Below are 21968 nucleotides of genomic sequence, written 5' to 3' on the forward strand. Positions count from 1 at the left end.
CATGATCGATCTTCGCGAACATGAGCTACTCGCGCCCTACACAGCTTGGCGCATTGGTGGCCCTGCGCGGTATTTTGTAAACGTTACCAGTCCTGAGCAACAGGTTGAGGCGGTGCAATGGGCCGAGCTTCAGCAATTGCCAATTTTTATGCTGGGCGGCGGCTCGAATTTGCTGATGAGCGATGTAGGCTGGAATGGCTTAGTGATTCGCAATCGTGCGACTGGCTTTGAATTGTATGAACATGGCGATCAACTGACGATTCATGTGCAGGCTGGTGCGCCGACCGCTGGCACAGTGCGTCGCTTGGCGGCTCAGGGTATTGCTGGCCTCGAATGGGCCGAAGGTTTGCCTGGCACAATCGGCGGGGCAATTTATGGTAACGCTGGTTGTTATGGTGGCGAAACCGCCAAACACTTGCAATCAGCCCGTTTATTAATGCCCGATAACCAGATTATCGAGTGGACGGCGGCTGATTTTCAATTCGACTATCGCACCAGCCAACTCAAACGACTGGCAGGCAATCGCCCAACCACGCGCATTCCCTATGTGCTCGATGCAGTCTTGACTGCTTGGCGCGATGATCCTGTGCGGATCGCCAGCAAAATGGCCGAGATTGCTGATGGTCGTAAGCAACGCACGCCAGCTGGCTCGTCGTGTGGCTCGGTGTTTAAAAACCCTGCCAATACCACGGCTGGCCGTTTGATCGATGCTGCTGGTTTGAAAGGTTTTCGCATGGGTGCGGCTCAAATTGCCGAAAAACATGCCAACTATATCTTGAATTTGGGTGGGGCGACGGCTAGCGATATTTTGCGGGTAGCCGAATATGCCCAAACCGAAGTGCTCAAACAATTTGGGATCGAACTCGAATTAGAAGTTCGCGTGATCACCAGTGAGGATCAATCGTTATGACAAAACGGCGGGTTGGAATTGTTTTTGGCGGGAAATCGGGCGAGCACGAAGTATCGTTAAAATCGGCGCGGGCCGTGATGAATGCGCTTGATCCTGAAAAATACACCGTGATTCCGATTGGTATCACCCGTAATGGCCAATGGCTCAGCGGCGGTGATCCGTTGTTGGCCTTGGAGCAACAGGCCGACCAAAAGATGCTTGGCCGTGCACCGCAAGCTGGGGTCGTCAGCGAAACAGCAATTGTGCAAAGTGCTGGCAGTTTGCCCGAACAAACCAATGTTGCGGCCTTAGATGTGATTATTCCAGTCTTGCATGGCCCATTTGGCGAGGATGGCACGATTCAAGGGGTGTTTGAGTTCGCCAATCTGCCCTATGTTGGCTGTGGGGTTTTGGCGGCTTCAGTTGGGATGGATAAAGGCTTGATGAAATCGGCGTTTGCCGCCGCTGGCTTGCCCCAAGTACCATGGCAGTTGGTTTTGCGCCGCGATTGGCAAACCCAGCCCGAAGCTCTCTACGAGCGACTTGAAGCTCATTTGCACTATCCAATGTTTGTCAAACCAGCCAACTTAGGCAGCAGCGTCGGTATTAGCAAAGTCAGCAATCGCGCTGAATTGGCGGTTGGCATGGCCGAGGCCGCTGGCTACGATCGGCGAATTGTGGTCGAGCAAGGCATCAATGCCCGCGAAATTGAAGTCGCAATTTTGGGCAACGATGATCCCAAGCCCTCAGTGCCAGGCGAAGTGCTGCCTGCCAACGATTTTTACGATTATGCCGATAAATATCTTGAAGGCCAAACCCAATTTGCAATTCCGGCGGAGCTTGATGCTGCGACCAGCCAACAACTGCGCGAAATGGCAGTTACCGCCTTCAAAGCGATTGACGGGGCTGGCTTGGCGCGGGTCGATTTCTTTGTCGAGCGCGAAACTGGCGCGATCTATATCAACGAAATTAATACCTTCCCTGGTTTTACGGCGATGAGCCAATATCCCAAATTGTGGGAAGCCACGGGCCTTGGCTATAGCGAATTACTTGATCGGCTGATCGATTTGGCGATTGAGCGTTATCACGAGCGAGGCCGATGAGTAATCCACGCCGCTCAAGCCGCTTGATTAGCCGCAAACCGCGCGGGCGTGCACCGCTGGGCGTGCGTACCACCACGCCGATGGTGCGCCCAACTGCGCGAACCATTCTGCGCAGCATGCTCTTAAATGGCAAATTAGTGGCTTTGGGATTGTTGTTGCTTGGTATCGGTTGTTTGATTGTGGTCTTTCGTTCGCCAGCCTTTGTGGTTGGCGAATTGGAGATCGAGGGCAATCGCTCGGTTGATGCCGCCACGATCAGCCAACTAGCTGACCTGCAAGGCATCTCGATTTGGGATATTGATCCGGCAGAAGTGGCCGCGCGAATTAGCCAAAATCCCTATGTGGCCACGGCCAGCGTGCAATTGCGGATTCCCGCCCGCGTGTTGGTGCGGGTGCAAGAGCGTCAGGCAGCAGTGGTTTGGAATATGGGTGGTACAAATTACGAAGTGACGGCAGGTGGCGAAGTGTTAGGCTTGGCTACTTCGATTACCACGGCAACCTTAGTGATTTACGATACCCGCACGATTCCCATTTCGGCGGGGAGCTACATCGACACTGATGCGCTGAATTTGGCCCAAACGCTGTATTTGCGCATTCCCAAAGAGCTTGGTTGGCAACCGACGCGCTACGAATGGGACCCATACTATGGGCTTTCGGTTTACAATGATACCAATCAAGCGGTATTTGGGCGGTTGGCTGAACAGCAGGTGAGCCTTGATTTGAAACTTGCAACGTTGCAACAAGTTCAAGCAAGCAACACTGCATGGACATTTATCGATTTACGACCAGAAAAACCCTACTATCGACCGCAGGCGACTCCAACGCCAACGGCAGGATCGCAATAAGGAGCACATGCGTGGAGCAGCGACAAGCTATGTGGATTCCGCTGGCGGGGCTTGGAGTCGGGGTGGCGATTGGACTTGTTTCCGGCCTGACAATCCCCTCGCAATTTGCCCGTTACACAGCGGTGGCAGTTTTATCGGCGCTTGATTCGATTGTTGGGGCAACCCGGGCAACAATCGAAAAACGCTATCGGAATCGGATTTTTATTTCGGGATTAATTGGCAACACTGTATTGGCGGTCGTGCTGGCGTTTCTTGGTGAGCGGTTAGGCATTGACCTCTATTTGGCGGCAGTGGTGGCCTTTGGTGTCCGTTTGTTTGAAAATGCCAGTCGCATTCGACAACACCTGGTTGGCTAGGCGCAGGTTGTCAAAACAAGGCTGTGGTACGCTTGATAGATGCACTTTTTCGCAATGTCGCGCTCTCATCATTCATTATTTCGAGCAACCCGACATTGAGCATTGTTCCAGCCTTGAAGATGCAGCTTCTTCTGCGACCTAGTGTAGGTTGTTGACGCAATGCAGCGTGGTTGCAAAGCGATCTGCTATCTCGTATAATCGCCAGCAACCCTGCTTGACAGGCAACATTTTAGCCTAACACAAGGGGTTTTCCATGAATCGCACCATTGTCGGTATTGATGTCGGTACAACCAAAATATGTACTTTGGTTGCTGAAGTTCACGATACAGGCAAAGTGAATATTTTAGGGGTTGGCCTCACGCCTTCCAAAGGTCTTGATCGCGGTGTTGTGGTCAATATCGACGAGGCAGTTAGCGCGATTGCAACTTCGGTTGAAAAGGCCGAACGGCTTTCGGGCTATCGCATTGGCACTGCCTTTGTCGGGATTGCGGGCCGCCATATTTCCTCAGTGAATAGTCGTGGGGTGGTTGCCATCTCACGGCCTGATCATGAAATTTCGCGCACAGACGTTGCCCGCGCTGTCGAAGCCGCCCAAGCGATTGCCATCCCAACCCAACGTGAAGTGATCCATGTGATTCCACGGGCCTATATCGTTGATGGCCATGAGGGCATTCGCGACCCAGTGGGTATGGCAGGCTATCGGCTTGAAGTTGAAACGCATATCGTTACTGGCGAAGTAATGGCGATTCAAAACTTAATCAAGAGTGTTGAACGGGCTGGGGTCGGCATCGACGACCTGGTGCTGCAACCCTTAGCCTCAGGCGAGGCGGTGCTAAGCGAAGAAGATAAAAGCCGTGGGGTTGTGCTCGTTGATATTGGTGGTGGCACAACCGACATTGCGATTTTTATTGGTGGTGGCATTTGGCACACCGTGGTGTTGCCAATTGGCGGAGCACATTTCACCAATGATTTGGTCTATGTGCTGCATACACCGCATAACACCGCCGAATATCTCAAATTGCGCTATGGCAAAGTAACCGATATCGACAGCCATGACCCTGATGATGATCTGATCGATACCGATGGCTTTTCGCCAGGCGAACATCAACAAGTCTCGCGGATTGAATTGAATGAAATTCTGCAAGCGCGAGCCGAACAACTGATCGACATGATTGGCAATGAAATCCGTCGTTCTGGCTATGAAGGCCTACTGCCTGCGGGGATTGTCCTGACAGGTGGCTCGGCTCAATTGCCTGGCTTAGATGAGATGGCACGCCAACTTTTAGGGATGCCAGTGCGCATTGGCATTCCAACGAATTTGACTGGATTAGCTGAAGCAATAGATGCACCACCCTATGCCACGGCTGTGGGGCTTGTCCGTTGGGGCTTGCGTCATGGAATGGGCAGCGTTGGCGGCCATGCTGCGAGCCAACCAGCAACGACCAACTGGAAACAAACCTACGACCGCTTCAAAATGTGGTTACGGGAATTTTTACCCTAAACGAGCATCGTGGCTACAGTCGATCCACGCCATTGCTGGGCTTTGGTGCTGATCTGGAGGCAAACTTAACATGGATTTCAATAGCAACTTAATTGAAAATTTCGCCCAAATCAAGGTGATTGGGGTTGGTGGTGGCGGCTCGAATGCGGTTGATCGCATGGTCGAATCGGGCCTGCAAGGGGTCGAATTTATCACCGTCAACACCGATGCTCAAGCCCTGATTCACTCGCCTGCCACAATTCGCGTGCGGATTGGCGATAAACTGACGCGCGGGCTTGGCTCAGGCGGTAATCCCGTGATTGGCCAAAAAGCCGCCGAAGAAACCCATGATGAGCTGCACGATGTGTTGCGTGGCTCGGATATGGTTTTCATCACTGCTGGCATGGGTGGTGGTACTGGCACAGGTGCTTCGCCCGTGATTGCTTCAATTGCCCAAGAAATTGGCGCTTTGACGGTTGGTGTGGTGACGCGCCCCTTCTTGTTTGAGGGCAACCATCGCCGCAAAGTTGCCGAATCGGGGATTGACCAACTCAAGCCAAGCGTTGATGCCTTGATTGTGGTGCCAAACGATCGCTTGCTGCAAATTGCTTCGAAAAACACCAAAATGAATGAAGCTTTTCGCATGGCCGACGATGTGCTGCGCCAAGGTATTCAAGGGATCTCCGATTTGATTACCAGTCGTGGTTTGATTAACCTCGACTTTGCCGACGTAAAAACCATTATGTCGCAACAAGGCACGGCCTTGATGGCAATTGGCCATGGTATCGGCGATAATCGCATGGTCGATGCTGCCAATATGGCGATTTCATCACCCTTGCTTGAAATCTCGATTGATGGTGCTAAGGGCGTGCTGTTCAACGTGACTGGTGGCGAAGATTTGGGCTTGTTGGAAGTCAACGAAGCTGCCGAGATTATTTCCAAGGCAGCTGATCCTGATGCCAACATTATTTTCGGCGCACGGATTGACCCTAACCTGCCAGCTGATGAAGTTAAAATCACGATTATTGCTACCGGCTTTGATCAAGCGCGACCACAAGGCAACAATCGCTCACGTTCATATCCATCGGCGCAAAGCCAACCTAGCCAACCAACCAGCTACCAACAACCAGTGCAGCAACCAGTGCGGCCAGCACCTCAACCGCAACAACCACAACGGCCCACTCCACCAACCTCGTTTGGTAGCAACGACGATTTAGATATTCCGCCATTCTTGCGCAACCGCGAACGCCGCAAGTAAAGCTTTTAGCTCGCTCCAAGGGAGTGGTACTACCCCCTTGGGGCGAGCAAATTGCCCAAATTGAGCGTGAATATTTTTAGATAGTTAGCTAGGTCGTTGGGCAAACTGCCCAAAGATTAGGCAAAAAGTACTACAAATTTTGACATCAGCTTTTTAATGGTTATAATGATGCTCTGAATACAGATTGCATCTGTGCTACTTATACTATCCCCAAAAACCACATTGGAAGGAGGTGGTCACGTCACCAACGAGACACCCTGTTGGCCCTATATCCCTCTGATATAGGAATGTTCGATTTAGAAATCGTCCTTTCAACTGTTTGATTTAGGAGGCAAGAATGCTTCGATCAAAGCGCCAATTGATGAGCTTTGCGCTCATGTTGGTCCTTGTTGTTCCGATCCTGGCCGCTTGTGGTGGCGAAACAACTCCAACCACAGCTCCAGCAACGACTGCCCCAGCAACCGCAACTACAGATACTTCATCAGCAGCAACTGCTGAACCAACAACTGCTGAAGCAACCGTCGAACCAACCGTTGCTGAAGCAACTGCCGAACCACAAACCGGTGGTGCACCTGATATGGATAAAACCATCATCATCGGTATGACCCAATCGCCAGACACCTTGTTCGGCATTGAATCACAATCAAGCGCCACCACCCAAGTGTTGTCAGCGATTCAACCAGCTTGTTTCACCACTTTGAGCTACGAATATCAACCAGTTTGTTTCACCAAATTGCCAAGCTTCGAAGATGGCGATGCAGTGACCCAAACCGTCTCAGTTGATAGCGCCTATGCTGGCAACATCGTGATCGACGATGAGTTGATCACCGATACCGCTAGCTTGACCGAAGCTGTTGAATTGGAACAAGTTGTTGTAACTTGGACCTTGATTGATGGCATGACTTGGGAAGATGGCACCGCCATCACCGCAGCCGACTTCGTGTTTGCTGCTGAATTGTACCAAGATCCAGGCATCAAGAACGCTAGCCGCTTCGTGCTTGATCGCACCGAAAAATACGAAGCCAAAGACGACAAAACCTTGGTATGGTACGCTGCACCAGGCTACACCGATGCAACCTACTTCTTGAACACCTTTGGTCCTGAACCAAAGCACGTTTTGGAAAGCGTCGATCCAGCAACCATTGGTGGTAGCGACTACGCTAGCAAGCCATTGGCTTATGGCCCATACAAAATCCTCGAAAACACCCCACAAGAAAGCACCAAGTTGGTTGCAAACGAAACCTACTGGAAAGCTGGTTTCCCTCTCGTTGGTAATGTTACCTTCAAGTATCTGACCAGCGAAGATCAAGTGTTGCAACAATTGGAAAGCGGCGAAATCGACGTAGTTGGTTCAATTGGTTTGACCTTGGCTAACGCTCCTAAGCTCGACGAACTCGAAGCTGCTGGCGTGCTCAAGGGCCAATATGTTCCAGCAACCGTGTGGGAACACATGGACTTCGGTGTCGAGCGCAACGACGGCCAACCATCAGTATTCGCTGATGTCAAGTTGCGCCAAGCTGTAGCTTACGCTGTCAACCGCAAGCAAATCATCGATAACGTCTTGTTCGGCAAGACCGTTGTGATGAACACCTTCTTGCCAGCCGACCACTGGGCTTATCCACCAAACGGCGAAGGCTTGGAAGCTTACGAATACGATGTTGAAAAAGCTAAGGCTCTCTTGGCCGAAGCTGGTTGGACTGCTGGCGCTGATGGTATTCTTGAAAAAGATGGTACCAAGCTCACGGTTCAATTCTTCACCACCGAAAACAACCAAACCCGCGCCTCAGTGGCTCAGTTGATCCAAGAAGACTTGAAAGCTGTTGGGATCGATGTTCAATTGAACTTCGTGCCAGCAACCGATGTCTTGTTCAAGAACGGCGAAGAAGGTATCTTGTCAGGCCGCCGCTTCGACTTAGGCTTGTACGCTTGGGTCAGTGGCCCAGAGCCTTCGACCGCTCTGTACCTCTGTGAGCAAGTGCCAACCGCTGAAAACAGCTACGGTGGCCAAAACAACACCGGCTGGTGTAACGAAGCTTACGACAAGCCAGCGTTGGCCTCACAATCAGAAACCGACCGCGCCAAGCGGATTCCTTTGGTCATCGAAGCTCAAAAGGTCTTCAATGCCGAATTGCCAACCTTCCCATTGTACCAACGCGTCAATGTTGGTGCTTACAACGTCAAGGTTAGCGGCTTGGACTTGAACCCAACCAGCCAAGTTGACTTCTGGAACATCGAAACCTGGGATGTTACCAAGTAATTGGTAAGCTCCCCACTACGGAGCTGCGTGCTTGCACGTGGCTCCGTAGTTGTTCCCTCTCGTTTCCTACAACCTTTCGCGAGCACCATGCAGTTAAATCAAGACAATGTTGTCACTCAGGATGTCGTAACCACCAGACAGTGATTGTCGTGCTTGTGTGGTTTTTTTTGTAATGCGAGATAAATGGTACAATAGGCCAGTTTTTCCAGCTTTAAAATTGATTGCTCTTTTTTTGAACGTAATTGACTAAAGTAGAGTGTAATAGTTAACAACCGTTTATCTTGGTATTAACCATTCAAGCATGTGTAGAGGTACCGCATGACCGTATATCTCATTCGGCGCTTGTTTCAAGCGATGCTCGTTCTCCTGTTCTCATCAGCAGTGATCTACTCGCTGTTTGCGTTGGCTCCTGGTGGTCCACTTGATGAGTTGCGCCAAAACACAGATCCCAAAAGCCGTCCGAGTGAAGAGGATATCAAACGCCAAGCGAAATTGCTTGGGGCTGATAAGCCTTGGTACTTGTGGTATCCAACTTGGTTAGCTGGCGATACTTGGATGGATAAAATTGGCCTTGAGGAATACAAGGGTGATCGCAAAGGAATTTTGCGCTGGGATTGGGGCACATCGTGGAAGTTCCAACGCAATACGCCAGTCTTAGAAATTATTGGCGATAAACTCCCCGATACGCTTTGGTTAATGATTTCCTCAACCTTGATTTCGTTGGTGTTGGGGATTCCGTTGGGGGTCTTCTCGGCAGTACGCCAATATTCATTCTTTGATTATGTGCTGACCACATTTAGCTTTATTGGCTTATCACTGCCAGCCTTCTGGTTTGGTTTGTTGATTATTGCGGTATCGCTATGGTTCAAACGTAATGGCTGGTTCTACTTTCCGGCTGGTGATATTTTGGCCTTGCGCAACTACGAGGTGCCAATCCTCGGTACCGTTGTGGCTGGCTCGTTCCTCGATCGCGTGATGCACCTCGTTATGCCAGTTACCGTGCTTTCAATGCTCAACTTGGCTAACTGGAGCCGCTTTATGCGGGCTAGTATGCTCGAAGTGTTGAGCCAAGATTATGTGCGAACTGCCCGCGCTAAAGGGGTTAAAGAACGGGTCGTGATCTACAAGCATGCCTTCCGCAATGCCTTGATTCCCTTGATCACGATTATCGTTTTTGCAATTCCTGGGGTTTTCGGTGGCGCATTGTTTACCGAAACAGTCTTTAATTATAAAGCACTCGGTTTTACCTTTATTAGCGCTTTGAACCTCAAAGATTACCCATTGGCAATGGCCTTCTTGCTGATCTCATCGATTTTGTTGGTCTTTGCCACCTTGCTTGCTGATATTCTGTATACGATTGTTGACCCACGAATCCGACTTGAGTAGCTACGGCTGACGGTTTGCGATTGGTCTTATCAACACTGTGAAAGGAAAATCCATGGCTGTTTCAACAACTCAAGTCGAAGCTCGCGAGGCAAAAAAAGAAGAATATGAGCGCCCATGGCTTGAGATTCTTAAACGCTTTACCCGTCACCGTTTTGCGGTTGGTAGTGTAATCGTTTTGTTCTTGGTGGTTTTGGCGGTGATCGTTGGGCCGTTCTTGATGCCTTTCGGGGAGACCGATAGTGCGATTGTCAAGAAGAACCAACCACCTGGCACGGCTTATACGTTGCCCAAAGACCTTTTCTATAATGGGATTGGCGGCGAAGTTCGCACGCCCAAGGGTGCTGAGCTAACTTTTTGGTTGGGTACTGATTATAATGGCCGCGATTTGCTGACCCGCTTGCTGTATGCTGGGCGTGTTTCGCTCTATATCGCCGTTGCTGTAACCCTGCTCAGTGAATTGATTGGGATTATCGTTGGCGTGATGAGCGGTTATTTCGGTGGGGTGGTCGATGCCTTTGCAATGCGCTTTGTTGACTTCCTCAACACCTTGCCATTGCTGCCAATTCTCTTAATTATCTCGACTATTTTGAAGCCCACAATCAATGTATTGATTATGATTCTGGTCTTCTTTAGTTGGACTGGCGGCGCACGCTTGATGCGCGGCCAAATTTTGAGCTTACGTGAACAAGAATATGTTTCGGCTTCACGGGCTTTAGGTGCTTCCAACTTGCGGATTATGTTCCGCCACCTGGTGCCAAATGCCTTAGCGCCCAACATTGTTAATGCATCATTGGCCTTGAGTGGTGTGATGATCACCGAAGCCGCCCTAAGCTTTTTGGGCTTCGGGGTGCAATTACCCGCAGCATCTTGGGGTAATATGCTCAAAGATGTTAATACAACCGTTTTGGAAAAATATACGTGGCAAGCCTTCTTCCCGGGGCTGGCAATCTTTATTTGTTCATTGTGCTTCAATTTCATTGGCGATGGCTTGCGCGACGCTCTTGACCCACGCGCCAAACGCTAACCTGTAATTCTTGCTAGATAGGGGCATGCTTGTGGCTCAATCCGATGTTTTGTTGAAACTCAAGGGTGTCAAAACCTACTTTTTCACCGATGAAGGCACTGTCCATGCCGTCGATGGCCTCGATTTTCAGGTGCGTCGTGGCGAAACCTTGGGCATCGTCGGTGAATCGGGGTGTGGCAAAAGCGTAACGTCCATGTCGATCTTACGTTTGTTGGGCAAAACTGGTAAAGTCATCGAAGGTGAGATCATGTTCGATGGCGAGAATTTGCTCGACCTGAGTGAAGAAGAAATGCGCAAAATCCGTGGCAATCGGATTTCAATGATTTTCCAACAGCCAACGACCTGTCTGAATCCTGTTTTCCGCATCGGTGAACAGATTATCGAGGCCTTGCAAATTCACCAAGGGCTTTCGGGCGAGGAAGGCAATAAACGCACGATTGAGCTACTTACTTTAGTTGGTTTGCCCGACCCCGTGCGTCGGATGCGTTCGTTCCCCCACGAAATTTCTGGCGGTCAGGCCCAACGGGTGATGATCGCCATGGCCTTGGCATGTAACCCCGAATTGTTGATTGCCGATGAGCCAACCACTGCACTTGACGTAACGATTCAAGCCCAAATCTTGGATCTCATGCGCGAGTTGCGCGAAAAGGTTAATACTGCAATTATTTTGATTACCCACGATTTAGGGGTGGTGGCCGAAATGGCCGAAAATGTGATGGTGATGTATGCAGGTAAGGCGGTTGAATATGCGCCTGTCCATGCCTTGTTTGAAGCACCCAAACACCCCTATACCCAAGGCTTGATCGCTTCAACGCCAGTGTTGGGCAATGTGCGCGATGAATTAGAAACAATCCCTGGCCAGGTTCCGAGCTTGTTGAACCCGCCAGCAGGTTGTCGTTTTGCTTCACGCTGTGCCCATCGCATGGATCAATGTACGCAAGAAGAACCCCCGTTGATCAAGCTCGAAGGTGATCGACTGGTACGTTGCTGGTTGTACTAGAAGAGGTTTGACATGACTGTTTCCAACAGTACCAGTGAGAATTTGCTTGAGGTACGCAATCTCAAGAAATATTTTCCAATTAAGGGTGGTTTGTTACGCCGCACAGTCGCCCAAGTTAAGGCACTCGATGGCGTAAGTTTCAGCATCAAAAAGGGTGAAACGCTCGGCTTGGTCGGCGAATCAGGCTGTGGCAAAACCACCACTGGCCGCACGGTCTTGCGCTTGATTCCGCCATCGGCAGGCGAGGTGGTATTTGATGGCCAAGATGTGCTCAAGGCAAGTTCTGGCCGCATGCGAACCTTGCGCCGCGATATGCAGATTGTGTTTCAAGACCCCTATGCCTCACTCAACCCACGGATTCCAGTGGGCCAAAGTATTGCCGAAGGCTTGAAGATTCACAATATTGGCACGCCCAAAGAGCGGCTTGACCAAGTTGCCCAAGTGTTGGAGCGGGTTGGTCTGAATTCAGGCCACATGCGCCGCTTCCCGCACGAGTTTTCAGGTGGTCAACGCCAACGGATCGGGATCGCCCGGGCTTTGGTGATGCAACCTAAATTGATCGTTTGTGATGAGCCTGTTTCAGCGTTGGACGTGTCGATCCAAGCGCAGGTGCTCAACTTGTTGAACGATTTGCAAAAAGATTTGGGCCTAACCTATCTGTTTATTGCCCACAACTTGAGCGTCGTTGAACACATCAGCGATCGGGTGGGTGTGATGTATTTGGGGCGGATGGTCGAGCTTTCAACCCGCGATCAACTCTTCCGCAAACCAATGCACCCCTATACCAAAGCCTTGATGTCGGCGATTCCCTTGCCCGACCCAACCATCAAGCGCGACCGGATTATCTTGGAAGGCGATGTGCCTAGCCCAGTTAATCCACCAAGTGGCTGCCGCTTCCACCCACGCTGCTGGCTGGCTCAAGATATTTGTAAACACGATGACCCAGCCTTTGAGGAAAAAGAGCCAGGCCACTTTGTCGCTTGTCACTTTGCTCAAGGTTAAGCGCATTGTTGGGCAACAACACCAGAACCGAGGCGGCTTTGCTACCTCGGTTCGTTGTTTAACTAGCTAAAGATCTGATGAGAAACCTCCATAATCCCTGAAATATGGCCTACAAATATTCGACAAAAGTGGCGGGCTGCGCTACACTGCCTGTTGCTTAAAAGTGATCGAACGTTGCGGTTTGAATAAATTAGAGCGTCAACCATCAGCAAGTTGTTCATTGCTTGCTCGATGCTTGGCCTTGGATTGATGCTCATGAAATTGCGTTTTAGCCTTGCGCTGTTGCTCTGTTTTAGCTTGATTAGTTGTAGTATTGAGGGTGGTGCCCCAGTTGGTCAGCCAACTGTCCAAGTGCAAACTCCCTTGCCAACTACCAACCCTGCCACTTCCAATCTTTGGACGTTGGGCTTAACTGAGGAGCCGATTGATCTGTATCCTTACAGTTATGCCTTTCGTGGCGCGGCTCCCTTGATTGAATTGCTTTACCCTGCGCCTTTGACGGTGGTTGCTGAAGCTTATACCACAACTGGCGTTTTGGAGCGCGTGCCATCATTCGAAAATGGTGATGTGCAATATATTACAACCACGGTTAATCTTGATGCGAATGGCGTAATTACCACTACGCAAACTGAAACTATTACCAGTGTGCGGCAGTTAACTGTTACCTATCGCTGGAATAAAAATCTGCAATGGGAAGATGGACAGCCATTAACCGCAGCCGATTCAGTTTTTGCCTATAATTTGTTGCGTGGCAGCGCCTCAACTGCCCAATTGGCAACTCAAAGCGACTTAACCGCCGATTATGTGGCGCTTGATCAATATACGACCCGCGCCTATTTGCCGCCCGAACGTGACGACCCAAATTATTTGATCACGGTTTGGACTCCACTGCCAGCACATTTGTTTGAAGGCCAGCCAAGTGCCAAAGAAGTTAGCGATCGTTTGGCCCAGTCGCCAGTTGGCTATGGCCCGTATACGCTCAAAGCCTGGACGGCAGGCACGCAGTTGGAATTTGTGCGGCGCGAAGGTCAAGCGCAACAATTGCCTAGCACGATTATTGCCCGTTTGTATCCTGATATTGCCATGATGCGCGACGATGTGCTGAGCGGGCGGGTCGATGTGGCTTGGACAGAAGGCTCGTTGGAACAATTAGCGCTTGATCTGAAAACTGATGTGCAATCCAAAACCTTGCAATTGCTCCAAGCACCTAACCCAATTTGGGAACATATCGACATGAATTTGGCGGTTGTAGCTTTACAAGATATTCGGATGCGCCAAGCGATTGCCCATGGCTTCGACCGTGAGGCGATTAGCACAACCTTGTATGGCACGCCCAACGCAGTTTTGCATAGTTGGTTGGCGGCTGAATCATGGGCTTTTGATCCAATAACGGTGGTCAGTTATACTTTTGATCCTGCACTTTCACGCCAATTGCTTGATGAAATGAATTATCGTGATACCAATGATGATGGTTTGCGCGAACGCCCTGATGGCACGCCCTTCCAATTGACATTAACCACTTCGGCCCAAACCCCGATTCGCCAACGCCTTAGTGAGCAATTTGTCAGCGATATGCAGGCAATCGGAATTGATATCAAGGTTGAAGCCTTATCAACCACCGATTTGTATAGCCAGCAAGGGCCATTATTTGGCCGACGCTTTGAGCTGGCCTTGTTTGGCTGGCTGCGCAGCGTTGATCCCGACGGCGCGGTGTTGTGGAGTTGCGCCGCGATTCCTAACCAAATTAACGGCTACTCCGGCGATAATTTTACTGGTTGGTGTATGGATACTGCTGATCGGGCGATTCGTACCGCCACCAGTTCGCTTGATCCAGCGGTGCGTAAAGCTGCCTATAGCGAACAACAGCAAATTTTTACCCGCGAATTACCAGTCTTGCCCGTGATTACCCGCCAAACGACGGTGTTGCTTGCGCCGAATGTGCGAGGTGTGCAACCGCAACCATTGGCTCCAATTACTTGGAACGTGGGTGCTTGGCAACGCTAGCGGCGCAGATTTTGCTTAATCGCGCTGATGATTACTGACGATCAACGTGGATCAAACTGAAATTATGCGCTTACTACTTGGAATCTTATTGCTAAACTTAGTGTGGTGTAGCTACCGCCCCCAAGAACGCCAAATTCTCTGGGGGTGGTTTTTGCGTATCTGGCCACGGGTTCGACCAATATTGGGCTGGTTTTTGATTTTTATCGGCATCTTGGGTGTGATTCTGCCAATTCTTCAAGGGATTATTTTCTTGGTGATTGGCTCGGCCTTGATTGGCCCACGCCATCGGCTGATTCGCCGAACGCGGGTAGCTTATAAACAGTTTTTGCATCGTTTGGCTGGTTCGTCCAATCGATTTTTGGCCTGGCTGGGGCGCTTTGGTATCAGCTCGTTGCGCACCATGAATCAGCAAATTCGGCGTTTTGTTGAATATCGCACGCGCTATCAGCGCAAGCATCGGCCAATTCGCTTGGCAATTGTGCCACCGCCCGAGGTAGTGACAATGCTTGATCACTATCGCCAGCGCTATGATCCGAGTTATCGCCATGGCTTGCCGCCGCATATTGTGCTTGTGCCAAGCAGCCATCCCAGCGATCGTGATGATTTTGAGCGAGAGGTGGCAACCATTCTAAGCCAATGGTCGAGTTTCGATCTGACCCTTGAGCACTTGCAAATCGCCCCAAACCAGCATCGTTTGGTGCTGCTCCCCAGCCAAGGCAAAAACTTGCTCGAACAACTCCAAGCGAGCTTGCCGCAAACGCGCCCAATCAAACGCCAGCCATGGCCAGCCCTAACGATTGGCAAATTATTGCAATATAGCAGTTTGGCGAGCGCTCAAACCTGGGTCGCCGAAACATGGCAACCACAACGCTGGCATGTGGCTGAATTGGTCTTGTTTGAAGAACGTTTTGGCCGGATGTGGCACGAAGTACGGCGTTTTCGTTTATGCGCTAGCACGAACCATGCGGAGTGTGTTAAGATACATGCACTTAACGATTATGCCTAAAGCAGCGTTGCTTTACACTCACTGCCGAGGAGTTTTACGATGATTGAAACCACAATGGCAACCGCCCAGCGCCAATTTGATATTGCCGCTGAATTGCTGGCCTTAGAACCGGAAGTTCGCGATATGCTCCGCGAGCCACGGCGTGAGTTGATTGTGCATTTTCCGGTCAAGCTGGATAATGGGCGGGTGCGAACTTTAACTGGCTATCGTGTCCATCATAATATTACCCGTGGCCCGGCCCTAGGAGGCTTGCGCTTACAATCGTCGGCTACGCTCGATGAAATGCAAGCCTTGGCGATGTGGATGACCTGGAGTTGTGCGATTGTGCAAATTCCCTATGGTGGAGCCAAGGGCGCAATCGTTTGCGATCATCGCGAATTGACCAGCGGCGAACTTGAGCGGATTATTCGGCGTTATGTGACCGAAATTACCCCATTGATCGGCGCTGAACGCGATGTAATCATGCCCGACCTTAACACCAACGAGCAAACCATGGCCTGGATTATGGATACCTATTCGATGCATCATGGCTACACGATGCCATCGGTCGCAACTGGTAAACCAGTTCAAGTTGGCGGTTCACAGGGCCATGGCCAAGGAACTGCCCGTGGTTTGTGCTATACCGTGCGCCAAGCAGCCAGCAAAATTGGCCTCGATTTGGCGGGAGCACGGGTGGTGATGCAAGGTTCCGGTTCAACTGGGCGTTTGGTGTTGCAATTCTTGGCTGAAATGGGCTGTCGGATTATTGCTGCCAGCGATGATAACACCGGCATTGTGGCCGAAACCGAGGCTGGGATTGATGTTGCTGCTTTGATTGAACATCGGGTTCAGACTGATGGCGTAGCCAATTTGGCTGGGACAAGGCCGATTAGCCATAACGAATTGCTCGAATTGCCATGCGATATTTTGGTGCTGGCAGCAGGCCAAAACGATATTAGCGGAGCCAATGCTGGCCGAATTCAAGCTAAAATTGTGGTCGAATTAGCCAATGGCCCAATCACGCCAACGGGCGATTCGATTCTCGCCAATAAGCAAATTATGGTTGTGCCCGATATCTTGGCCAATGCAGGCGGGATTGTGGTTTCCTACTTCGAATGGGTGCAGGGCTTGCAAGAGTTCTTCTGGACTGAACGCGAAGTTCATGGCGAATTAGCCACGACCATGGAACGAGCCTTTAACGAGGTCTTTACCGTCGCCCAAGAACGCTTTGTGCCATTGCGCACAGCCGCCTATCTGCTAGCCGTTGATCGCGTCGTCCGCGCGATGGCAATGCGTGGGATTTATCCGTAGTTGTTAGGGGTCAGGGTTCAGGGGTCAGTTTGGAACTGTGAAGATTTATGTTGGTCCACAGATTGATATATCTGTCGGTAGTTATCTGCTGATGTCAATTGCCTGACCCCTAGCCCCTGAATCCTGACCCCTCTTGTCTATGCTCTCTGTTTTATAATGGGCGATACGTGATGACTTCATCCCTCATCCTTCATCCCTCATCGATACGACTATGCCCTTAGCAACTCATCACCCCTATAATCTGCAATTGCCCGAATTTGCTGGCCCTTTGGATTTGCTGTTGCGCCTGATTGAGCGTGAAGAATTGGCGATCACGGCAATTTCGTTGGCAGCAGTTGCCGATCAATATTTGGCTCATGTGCGAGCCATGCCCGACCCCGACCCGCTGACCGTGGCCGATTTTCTAGCCTTGGCGGCGCAATTATTGTTGATTAAGTCGCGGGCATTGCTACCTCGACGTGAGCCACCACCCGCCCCTCCTGAAGAAGATGTGGCTGAGCAATTGGCCCAACGTCTGCGCGAATATCAACAATTTAAACAAGCTGCGACCCAATTGCGCGAATGGGAAAGCGCTGGTTTGCGCGTGTGGGAGCGGGTTGCCCTACCGCCCCAGCCTGATTTACCTGCGCCCCAAATCGCCGCCCATAAATTAAGTGCCTTGGTTAATGCCCTCTCGCGGCGTTTGAGCCTGATCGAGCGTGAAACTCCACCGATAGCCATCCCCAAGGCCAAAGTTATTACGATTGCCGAAATGGCCGAGTTGATTGGTGAACGTTTGCAGCGCCAACGCTTTGTCGCCTTTGACGACCTGCTGAGCCTCGCGACGACCCGTAGCGAAGTGATTGTAGCTCTTTGGACGGTTTTAGAGCTCGCCAAACGTGAAATTATTAATGTTGAACAGGATGATTTGTTTGAGTTGATCAATCTCTCGCGTGGAGCACGCTTTGGGGAAAAGCTGACTGAATAGTAAGAGCATAGAGCATAGAGCATAGAGCATAGGCCTTATCCGGTATTGGATGTTGGGATCAATTTTAACGCAGAAGTGCAGAGAAAGACGAGGGATCTGATGTCAGGGATTTGGCATAAACAGCCTTCGTGGTTTCGGCCCTTCGTGGTTTCGGCCCTTCGTGCGCTTCGTGCCCTTCGTGGATCGAAATTAAGCGGCGCTGAGAACCGAAATTCCCAGCGCCCCCTATGCTCTATGTTCTTACTCCCCAATCGTGCCGTTGCCTTTGCTCCATTGCATGGTGTAAAGGTTGTAGTAGCGGCCTCGACGGGCCAACAACTCGGCATGCGTGCCCATTTCGCTAATTTGGCCGCGATCAAGCACCACAATTTTGCTAGCATTGGTGATTGTGCTCAGACGGTGGGCAATCACAAAGCTGGTTCGGCCCCGCATCAGCGTATCTAAGGCGGCCTGAATTTGGCGTTCGGTCGTGGTATCGACGCTGCTGGTCGCTTCATCCAAAATCAGCAAGCGCGGATCGGCCAACAAGGCTCGAGCAAATGAGAGAATTTGGCGTTGGCCCACACTTAAATTGACCCCATTTTCGCCAACATCGGTGGCGTAGCCTTCGGGCATGCGCTCGATAAACTCGTGTGCCCCAACCGCTTTGGCTGCGGCAATCACAGCGTCCTCGCTCGCATCCAAACGACCATAACGAATATTTTCGGTGATACTACCGCCAAATAAGAAGGTATCTTGCAACACAATCCCTAATTGTTGACGTAAGCTAGCTTGGGTTACCTCGCGAATATCATGACCATCGACCAAGACTGCGCCATCGGTTACATCGAAGAAGCGCCCAAGCAGCCGAATAATCGTGCTTTTGCCAGCGCCTGTTTCGCCCACCAAGGCAATCGTTTCACCTGGCTGGGCTTCGAGGGTCACATCGCGCAGCACTGGCTCGCCATCGGCATAGCCAAACGACACATGATCAAACATCACATGGCCACGCACGGCAGGCAAGGCTTGGGCATTCGGCGCGTCGAGCATATCTGGCTCGGTGTCAAGCAAGGCGAACATGCGCTCCGATGAAGCCATGGTCGATTGAAAGGTGTTGTAGCGTTGCGCCAACTCCAAAATTGGGTCGAAGAAACGGCTGACATACAACACAAACGCCACCAAAACCCCCGGCGTAAGATTATCGCCGAGCACCAGCCAACCGCCCACGCCCACAACCAAGGCCGTTGCCAACGAACCCATAAAATCGACAGCGGGAAAGAAGGTGGCGGCCAAACGCGCAGCGCTGGTGTTGGCGTTAAAATATGAGCGATTCAGATCATCGAAATGCTCGCCGTTGGCTGCTTCGCGCACAAAGCTTTTGGTTACCCGAATGCCTGAGATCGATTCGTTCAAATAGCCGTTGATCAAGGCAATCCGTTCACGGGTTGAGCGATATGCTTGGCGCACGCGTACCCGCCAGTAGTTGGTCACAATCACCATAATTGGCAGCACAGCAAAGGTTACCAGCGCCAATTTCCAATTCAGCAAGAGCATGGCGATTGTAATGCCAACCAGCGAGAAGGTTGCCCGCGTTAGCCCGGTAATCGACCAGGTAACAAAATCTTGCAAGACATCAACATCAGAAATGAGGCGGCTCATCAAGCGGCCAACACTGTAGCGATTGTAGAAATTAAGCGATAAACGCTGCAAATGGCGAAACAGCGCCGAACGCACATCGGCAACCACGCCCGTCCCCACAACTGCCAGCAAGTGAATCCGTGAGCGGTTGGAGAGCCATTCGCCCAATGAAACGACCGCAAAAATGATCGTCCAGGTGTAGAGCGAATCAAGCGATTGAGCTTTGATCCCCACGTCAATTGCTTGGCCAATCACCCATGGCGAGACGACCGATAGCACTGTGCCAATAATCATCAGCACAATTGCGGCGGTCATGGTGCGTTTGTATGGCCCGATAAAGGCCAATAGTCGCCGCATCAACCGTGGATCATAGGCCTTGCCCAAGCTATTTTCATCATCCTTGGGCAATAAATCGGCGACCTTTTTTTCTATTTCATCATCGCGCTTACGCGACGGCGCTAAAGCTTTAGTTGTCATAACACCCTCTTGTTAAGTATGAAGGATGAGGGATGAAGGATGAACATATTCATCCAACGACACATCCAAATATTTATTCGGCAAGGAAACCTCAAATTACTCGGCTTATTTCATCATTCATAATTCATCCTTCATACTTCCAAAACGCTTTCCTCTTGATCTTTGAGTTGTAGATCGTAGATGGTGCGATACAAGCCTGGTTGGGCCAGTAGCTCGGTGTGGGTGCCATGCTGCACAACTTTGCCAGCATCAAGCACCAGAATTTGGTCGGCATTTTTGAGCGTCAGCAAACGTTGGGCAATCACAAAGGTCGTGCGGCCTTGCATCAGTTGTTCGAGTGCTTGTTGAATTAAGTGCTCAGTTTCCGTGTCCACGCTCGATGTTGAGTCGTCCAAAATCAAAATGCGTGGGTTGAGCAACAAGGCACGAGCGATCGCGATGCGCTGACGTTGACCACCAGAGAGGGTCACGCCCCGCTCGCCAACTTTGGTTTGGTAGCCTTCGCTAAAATGCAAAATAAAATCATGAGCACGCGCTGCTTTGGCCGCCGCAATCACTTCATCATCACTGGCTTCAGGCCGCCCATAGCGAATGTTATCGGCGATGCTTGAGCTAAATAAAAATGAATCTTGCAGTACAATCCCAATTTGTTGGCGCAAACTTTGAATTGCCAAATCGCGCACGTCGTGGCCATCGACCAACACCCGCCCTTCGATTGGGTCGTAAAAGCGTGGGATGAGATTGGTGATGGTGCTTTTGCCTGAGCCAGTTGGCCCCATCAAGGCCACAACTTGGCCAGGCTTGGCCTCGAACGAAATATCGTGCAACGTTGGGCGACCACCTTCGCGATAGGCAAACGAAACATGCTCAAATTTAACGTTGCCCTGCACATGATCCAACGAATGAGCATCAGCTTTATCGGCTAATTCATCAAACGTATCAATAATTTCAAACACGCGGGCTGAACTTGCTACCGCTGTAGCCGCCAAGTTGACGGTAAAGCCCAAGCGTTGCACTGGGTTATTCAGCAACAGCACATAGCTGATCATCGCGAATAACGAGCCAACCGTAATTGTGCCGTTCATCGCCTGTGGACCGCCAATCCAGAGCAAAATAATCACGCTGATGGCGACCAAAAAGTTGAAAAAGGGCCAGCTATTGCCCCAAATGCGAATTACCGCAAAACGGCGGTTATACCACTCACCATTATCGCGATCGAATTTTTCGAGTTCATATGGTTCGCGGGCAAAAGCTTTGACCACGCGAATGCCAGTCAGGCTTTCTTGCATCATGGTTGAGAGCTTGCCCATTTGCTCTTGAATTTTGGTAAACAGCGGCTCGACCGTGTTGCCAAAGCGAATTGTGGCGTAGAGCAGTACGGGCAAGGGCAAGAGTGCCAAGCCAGTCAAGGTTAAATCTTCAAGCACCATGGCCACGATAATGCCGAAAAGCAAGAGCATGGTTGAGCTAAGTTCAAGTAGCCCAACCCCGACAAAACGCTCGGTTTCGGTAATATCGCTGGTGGCGCGGCTCATCAGGTCGCCAGTTTGTGAGCGATCATGGAACGAAAAAGGCAGCCGTTGAATCGCATCGTAAAAACGATTGCGTAAATCGTAGGCCACCCGAAAGCTCAGCCATTCGCCATAATAGCGTTGAGCAAAGCCAAAAATCACCCGTACCACCGCCACGCCCAAAATAATGAGCGCTGTAATCAGCAACGCGCGACTTGAACCACTGGCGATGCCTTGATCAATCGCTTGTTTGAGCAATTGTGGAATCGCAATGTTTAAGCCGACCGCCAACAAGGTTGAGCCATAGGCATAGAACACTTGCCTAGGGTAAGGCCGTAGGTGCGCCAGTAGCCGTCGATACTGATCTAGATGCTTCACGCATGCCTCCTTTTTGATGGTTATCCCGAACCAGCAGACTATATAGTATATGCTAAAATGTGCATAACAATATCAGTCTTTGGTCGCATGATCATTTTCCAAACGGTTAGATCATGGG

General features: G+C 50.8%; 17 protein-coding genes. 15 read left to right on the top strand and 2 right to left on the bottom strand.

The window, feature by feature from the left end:
• Nucleotide 1: 1 nt before the first annotated feature.
• The 15 genes from LCH85_15755 (at nt 2) to LCH85_15825 (ending at nt 17867) form a co-directional block, all read left to right on the top strand.
• On the top strand, nt 2–910 hold the full coding sequence (locus LCH85_15755) for a UDP-N-acetylmuramate dehydrogenase (protein ID MCA0353448.1): 909 nt from the start codon (nt 2–4) through the stop codon (nt 908–910).
• On the top strand, nt 907–1992 hold the full coding sequence (locus LCH85_15760) for a D-alanine--D-alanine ligase (GenBank protein MCA0353449.1): 1086 nt from the start codon (nt 907–909) through the stop codon (nt 1990–1992). The genes LCH85_15755 and LCH85_15760 overlap by 4 nt, the downstream gene beginning before the upstream one ends.
• Nucleotides 1989–2837 (top strand): FtsQ-type POTRA domain-containing protein, encoded by an 849-nt coding sequence (locus LCH85_15765; GenBank protein MCA0353450.1) that lies wholly within the window; start codon nt 1989–1991, stop codon nt 2835–2837. The genes LCH85_15760 and LCH85_15765 overlap by 4 nt, the downstream gene beginning before the upstream one ends.
• Nucleotides 2838–2848: 11 nt before the next feature.
• Nucleotides 2849–3193, top strand: coding sequence for a small basic family protein (locus LCH85_15770; GenBank protein ID MCA0353451.1), 345 nt, complete (start codon nt 2849–2851; stop codon nt 3191–3193).
• Nucleotides 3194–3446: 253 nt separating this feature from the next.
• A complete protein-coding gene (gene ftsA, locus LCH85_15775; GenBank protein MCA0353452.1) occupies nt 3447–4694 on the top strand; it encodes a cell division protein FtsA in 1248 nt (415 codons plus the stop codon).
• 70 nt (nt 4695–4764) lie between these two features.
• Nucleotides 4765–5931: a cell division protein FtsZ gene (gene ftsZ / locus LCH85_15780; protein ID MCA0353453.1), complete on the top strand. Its 1167-nt coding sequence runs from the start codon at nt 4765–4767 to the stop codon at nt 5929–5931.
• Nucleotides 5932–6268: 337 nt separating this feature from the next.
• Complete coding sequence (locus LCH85_15785; GenBank protein ID MCA0353454.1) at nt 6269–8188, top strand: peptide ABC transporter substrate-binding protein; 1920 nt, start codon at nt 6269–6271, stop codon at nt 8186–8188.
• Nucleotides 8189–8506: 318 nt separating this feature from the next.
• Nucleotides 8507–9574, top strand: a complete 1068-nt coding sequence (locus tag LCH85_15790; GenBank protein MCA0353455.1) for an ABC transporter permease — start codon at nt 8507–8509, stop codon at nt 9572–9574.
• 52 nt (nt 9575–9626) lie between these two features.
• Nucleotides 9627–10598, top strand: a complete 972-nt coding sequence (locus LCH85_15795) for an ABC transporter permease (GenBank protein ID MCA0353456.1) — start codon at nt 9627–9629, stop codon at nt 10596–10598.
• Between the two features lie 25 nt (nt 10599–10623).
• Nucleotides 10624–11598 carry an ABC transporter ATP-binding protein gene (locus LCH85_15800; GenBank protein ID MCA0353457.1) on the top strand — a complete coding sequence of 325 codons (975 nt, stop codon included), beginning with the start codon at nt 10624–10626 and terminating at the stop codon, nt 11596–11598.
• A gap of 12 nt (nt 11599–11610) precedes the next feature.
• Entirely contained in the window at nt 11611–12600 is a 990-nt protein-coding gene (locus tag LCH85_15805; protein MCA0353458.1) for a dipeptide ABC transporter ATP-binding protein, read from the top strand.
• 255 nt (nt 12601–12855) lie between these two features.
• On the top strand, nt 12856–14604 hold the full coding sequence (locus LCH85_15810) for a peptide ABC transporter substrate-binding protein (GenBank protein ID MCA0353459.1): 1749 nt from the start codon (nt 12856–12858) through the stop codon (nt 14602–14604).
• Nucleotides 14605–14668: 64 nt separating this feature from the next.
• Nucleotides 14669–15610 (top strand): 2'-5' RNA ligase family protein, encoded by a 942-nt coding sequence (locus LCH85_15815; GenBank protein ID MCA0353460.1) that lies wholly within the window; start codon nt 14669–14671, stop codon nt 15608–15610.
• Between the two features lie 39 nt (nt 15611–15649).
• The gene (locus tag LCH85_15820) at nt 15650–16900 is read left to right on the top strand and encodes a Glu/Leu/Phe/Val dehydrogenase (protein MCA0353461.1); all 1251 of its coding nucleotides are present in this window, start codon (nt 15650–15652) and stop codon (nt 16898–16900) included.
• Between the two features lie 211 nt (nt 16901–17111).
• Nucleotides 17112–17867, top strand: coding sequence for a segregation/condensation protein A (locus tag LCH85_15825; protein MCA0353462.1), 756 nt, complete (start codon nt 17112–17114; stop codon nt 17865–17867).
• 240 nt (nt 17868–18107) lie between these two features.
• Here LCH85_15825 and LCH85_15830 read toward each other — a convergent pair whose 3' ends face one another.
• Together LCH85_15830 and LCH85_15835 are read right to left on the bottom strand one after the other, a co-directional pair.
• The gene (locus LCH85_15830) at nt 18108–19961 is read right to left on the bottom strand and encodes an ABC transporter ATP-binding protein/permease (protein ID MCA0353463.1); all 1854 of its coding nucleotides are present in this window, start codon (nt 19959–19961) and stop codon (nt 18108–18110) included.
• A 131-nt stretch (nt 19962–20092) separates the two neighbouring features.
• A complete protein-coding gene (locus tag LCH85_15835) occupies nt 20093–21850 on the bottom strand; it encodes an ABC transporter ATP-binding protein/permease (GenBank protein MCA0353464.1) in 1758 nt (585 codons plus the stop codon).
• Nucleotides 21851–21968 lie beyond the last annotated feature (118 nt).

The organism is Chloroflexota bacterium, assembly GCA_020161265.1.
Taxonomy (GTDB): domain Bacteria; phylum Chloroflexota; class Chloroflexia; order Chloroflexales; family Herpetosiphonaceae; genus Herpetosiphon.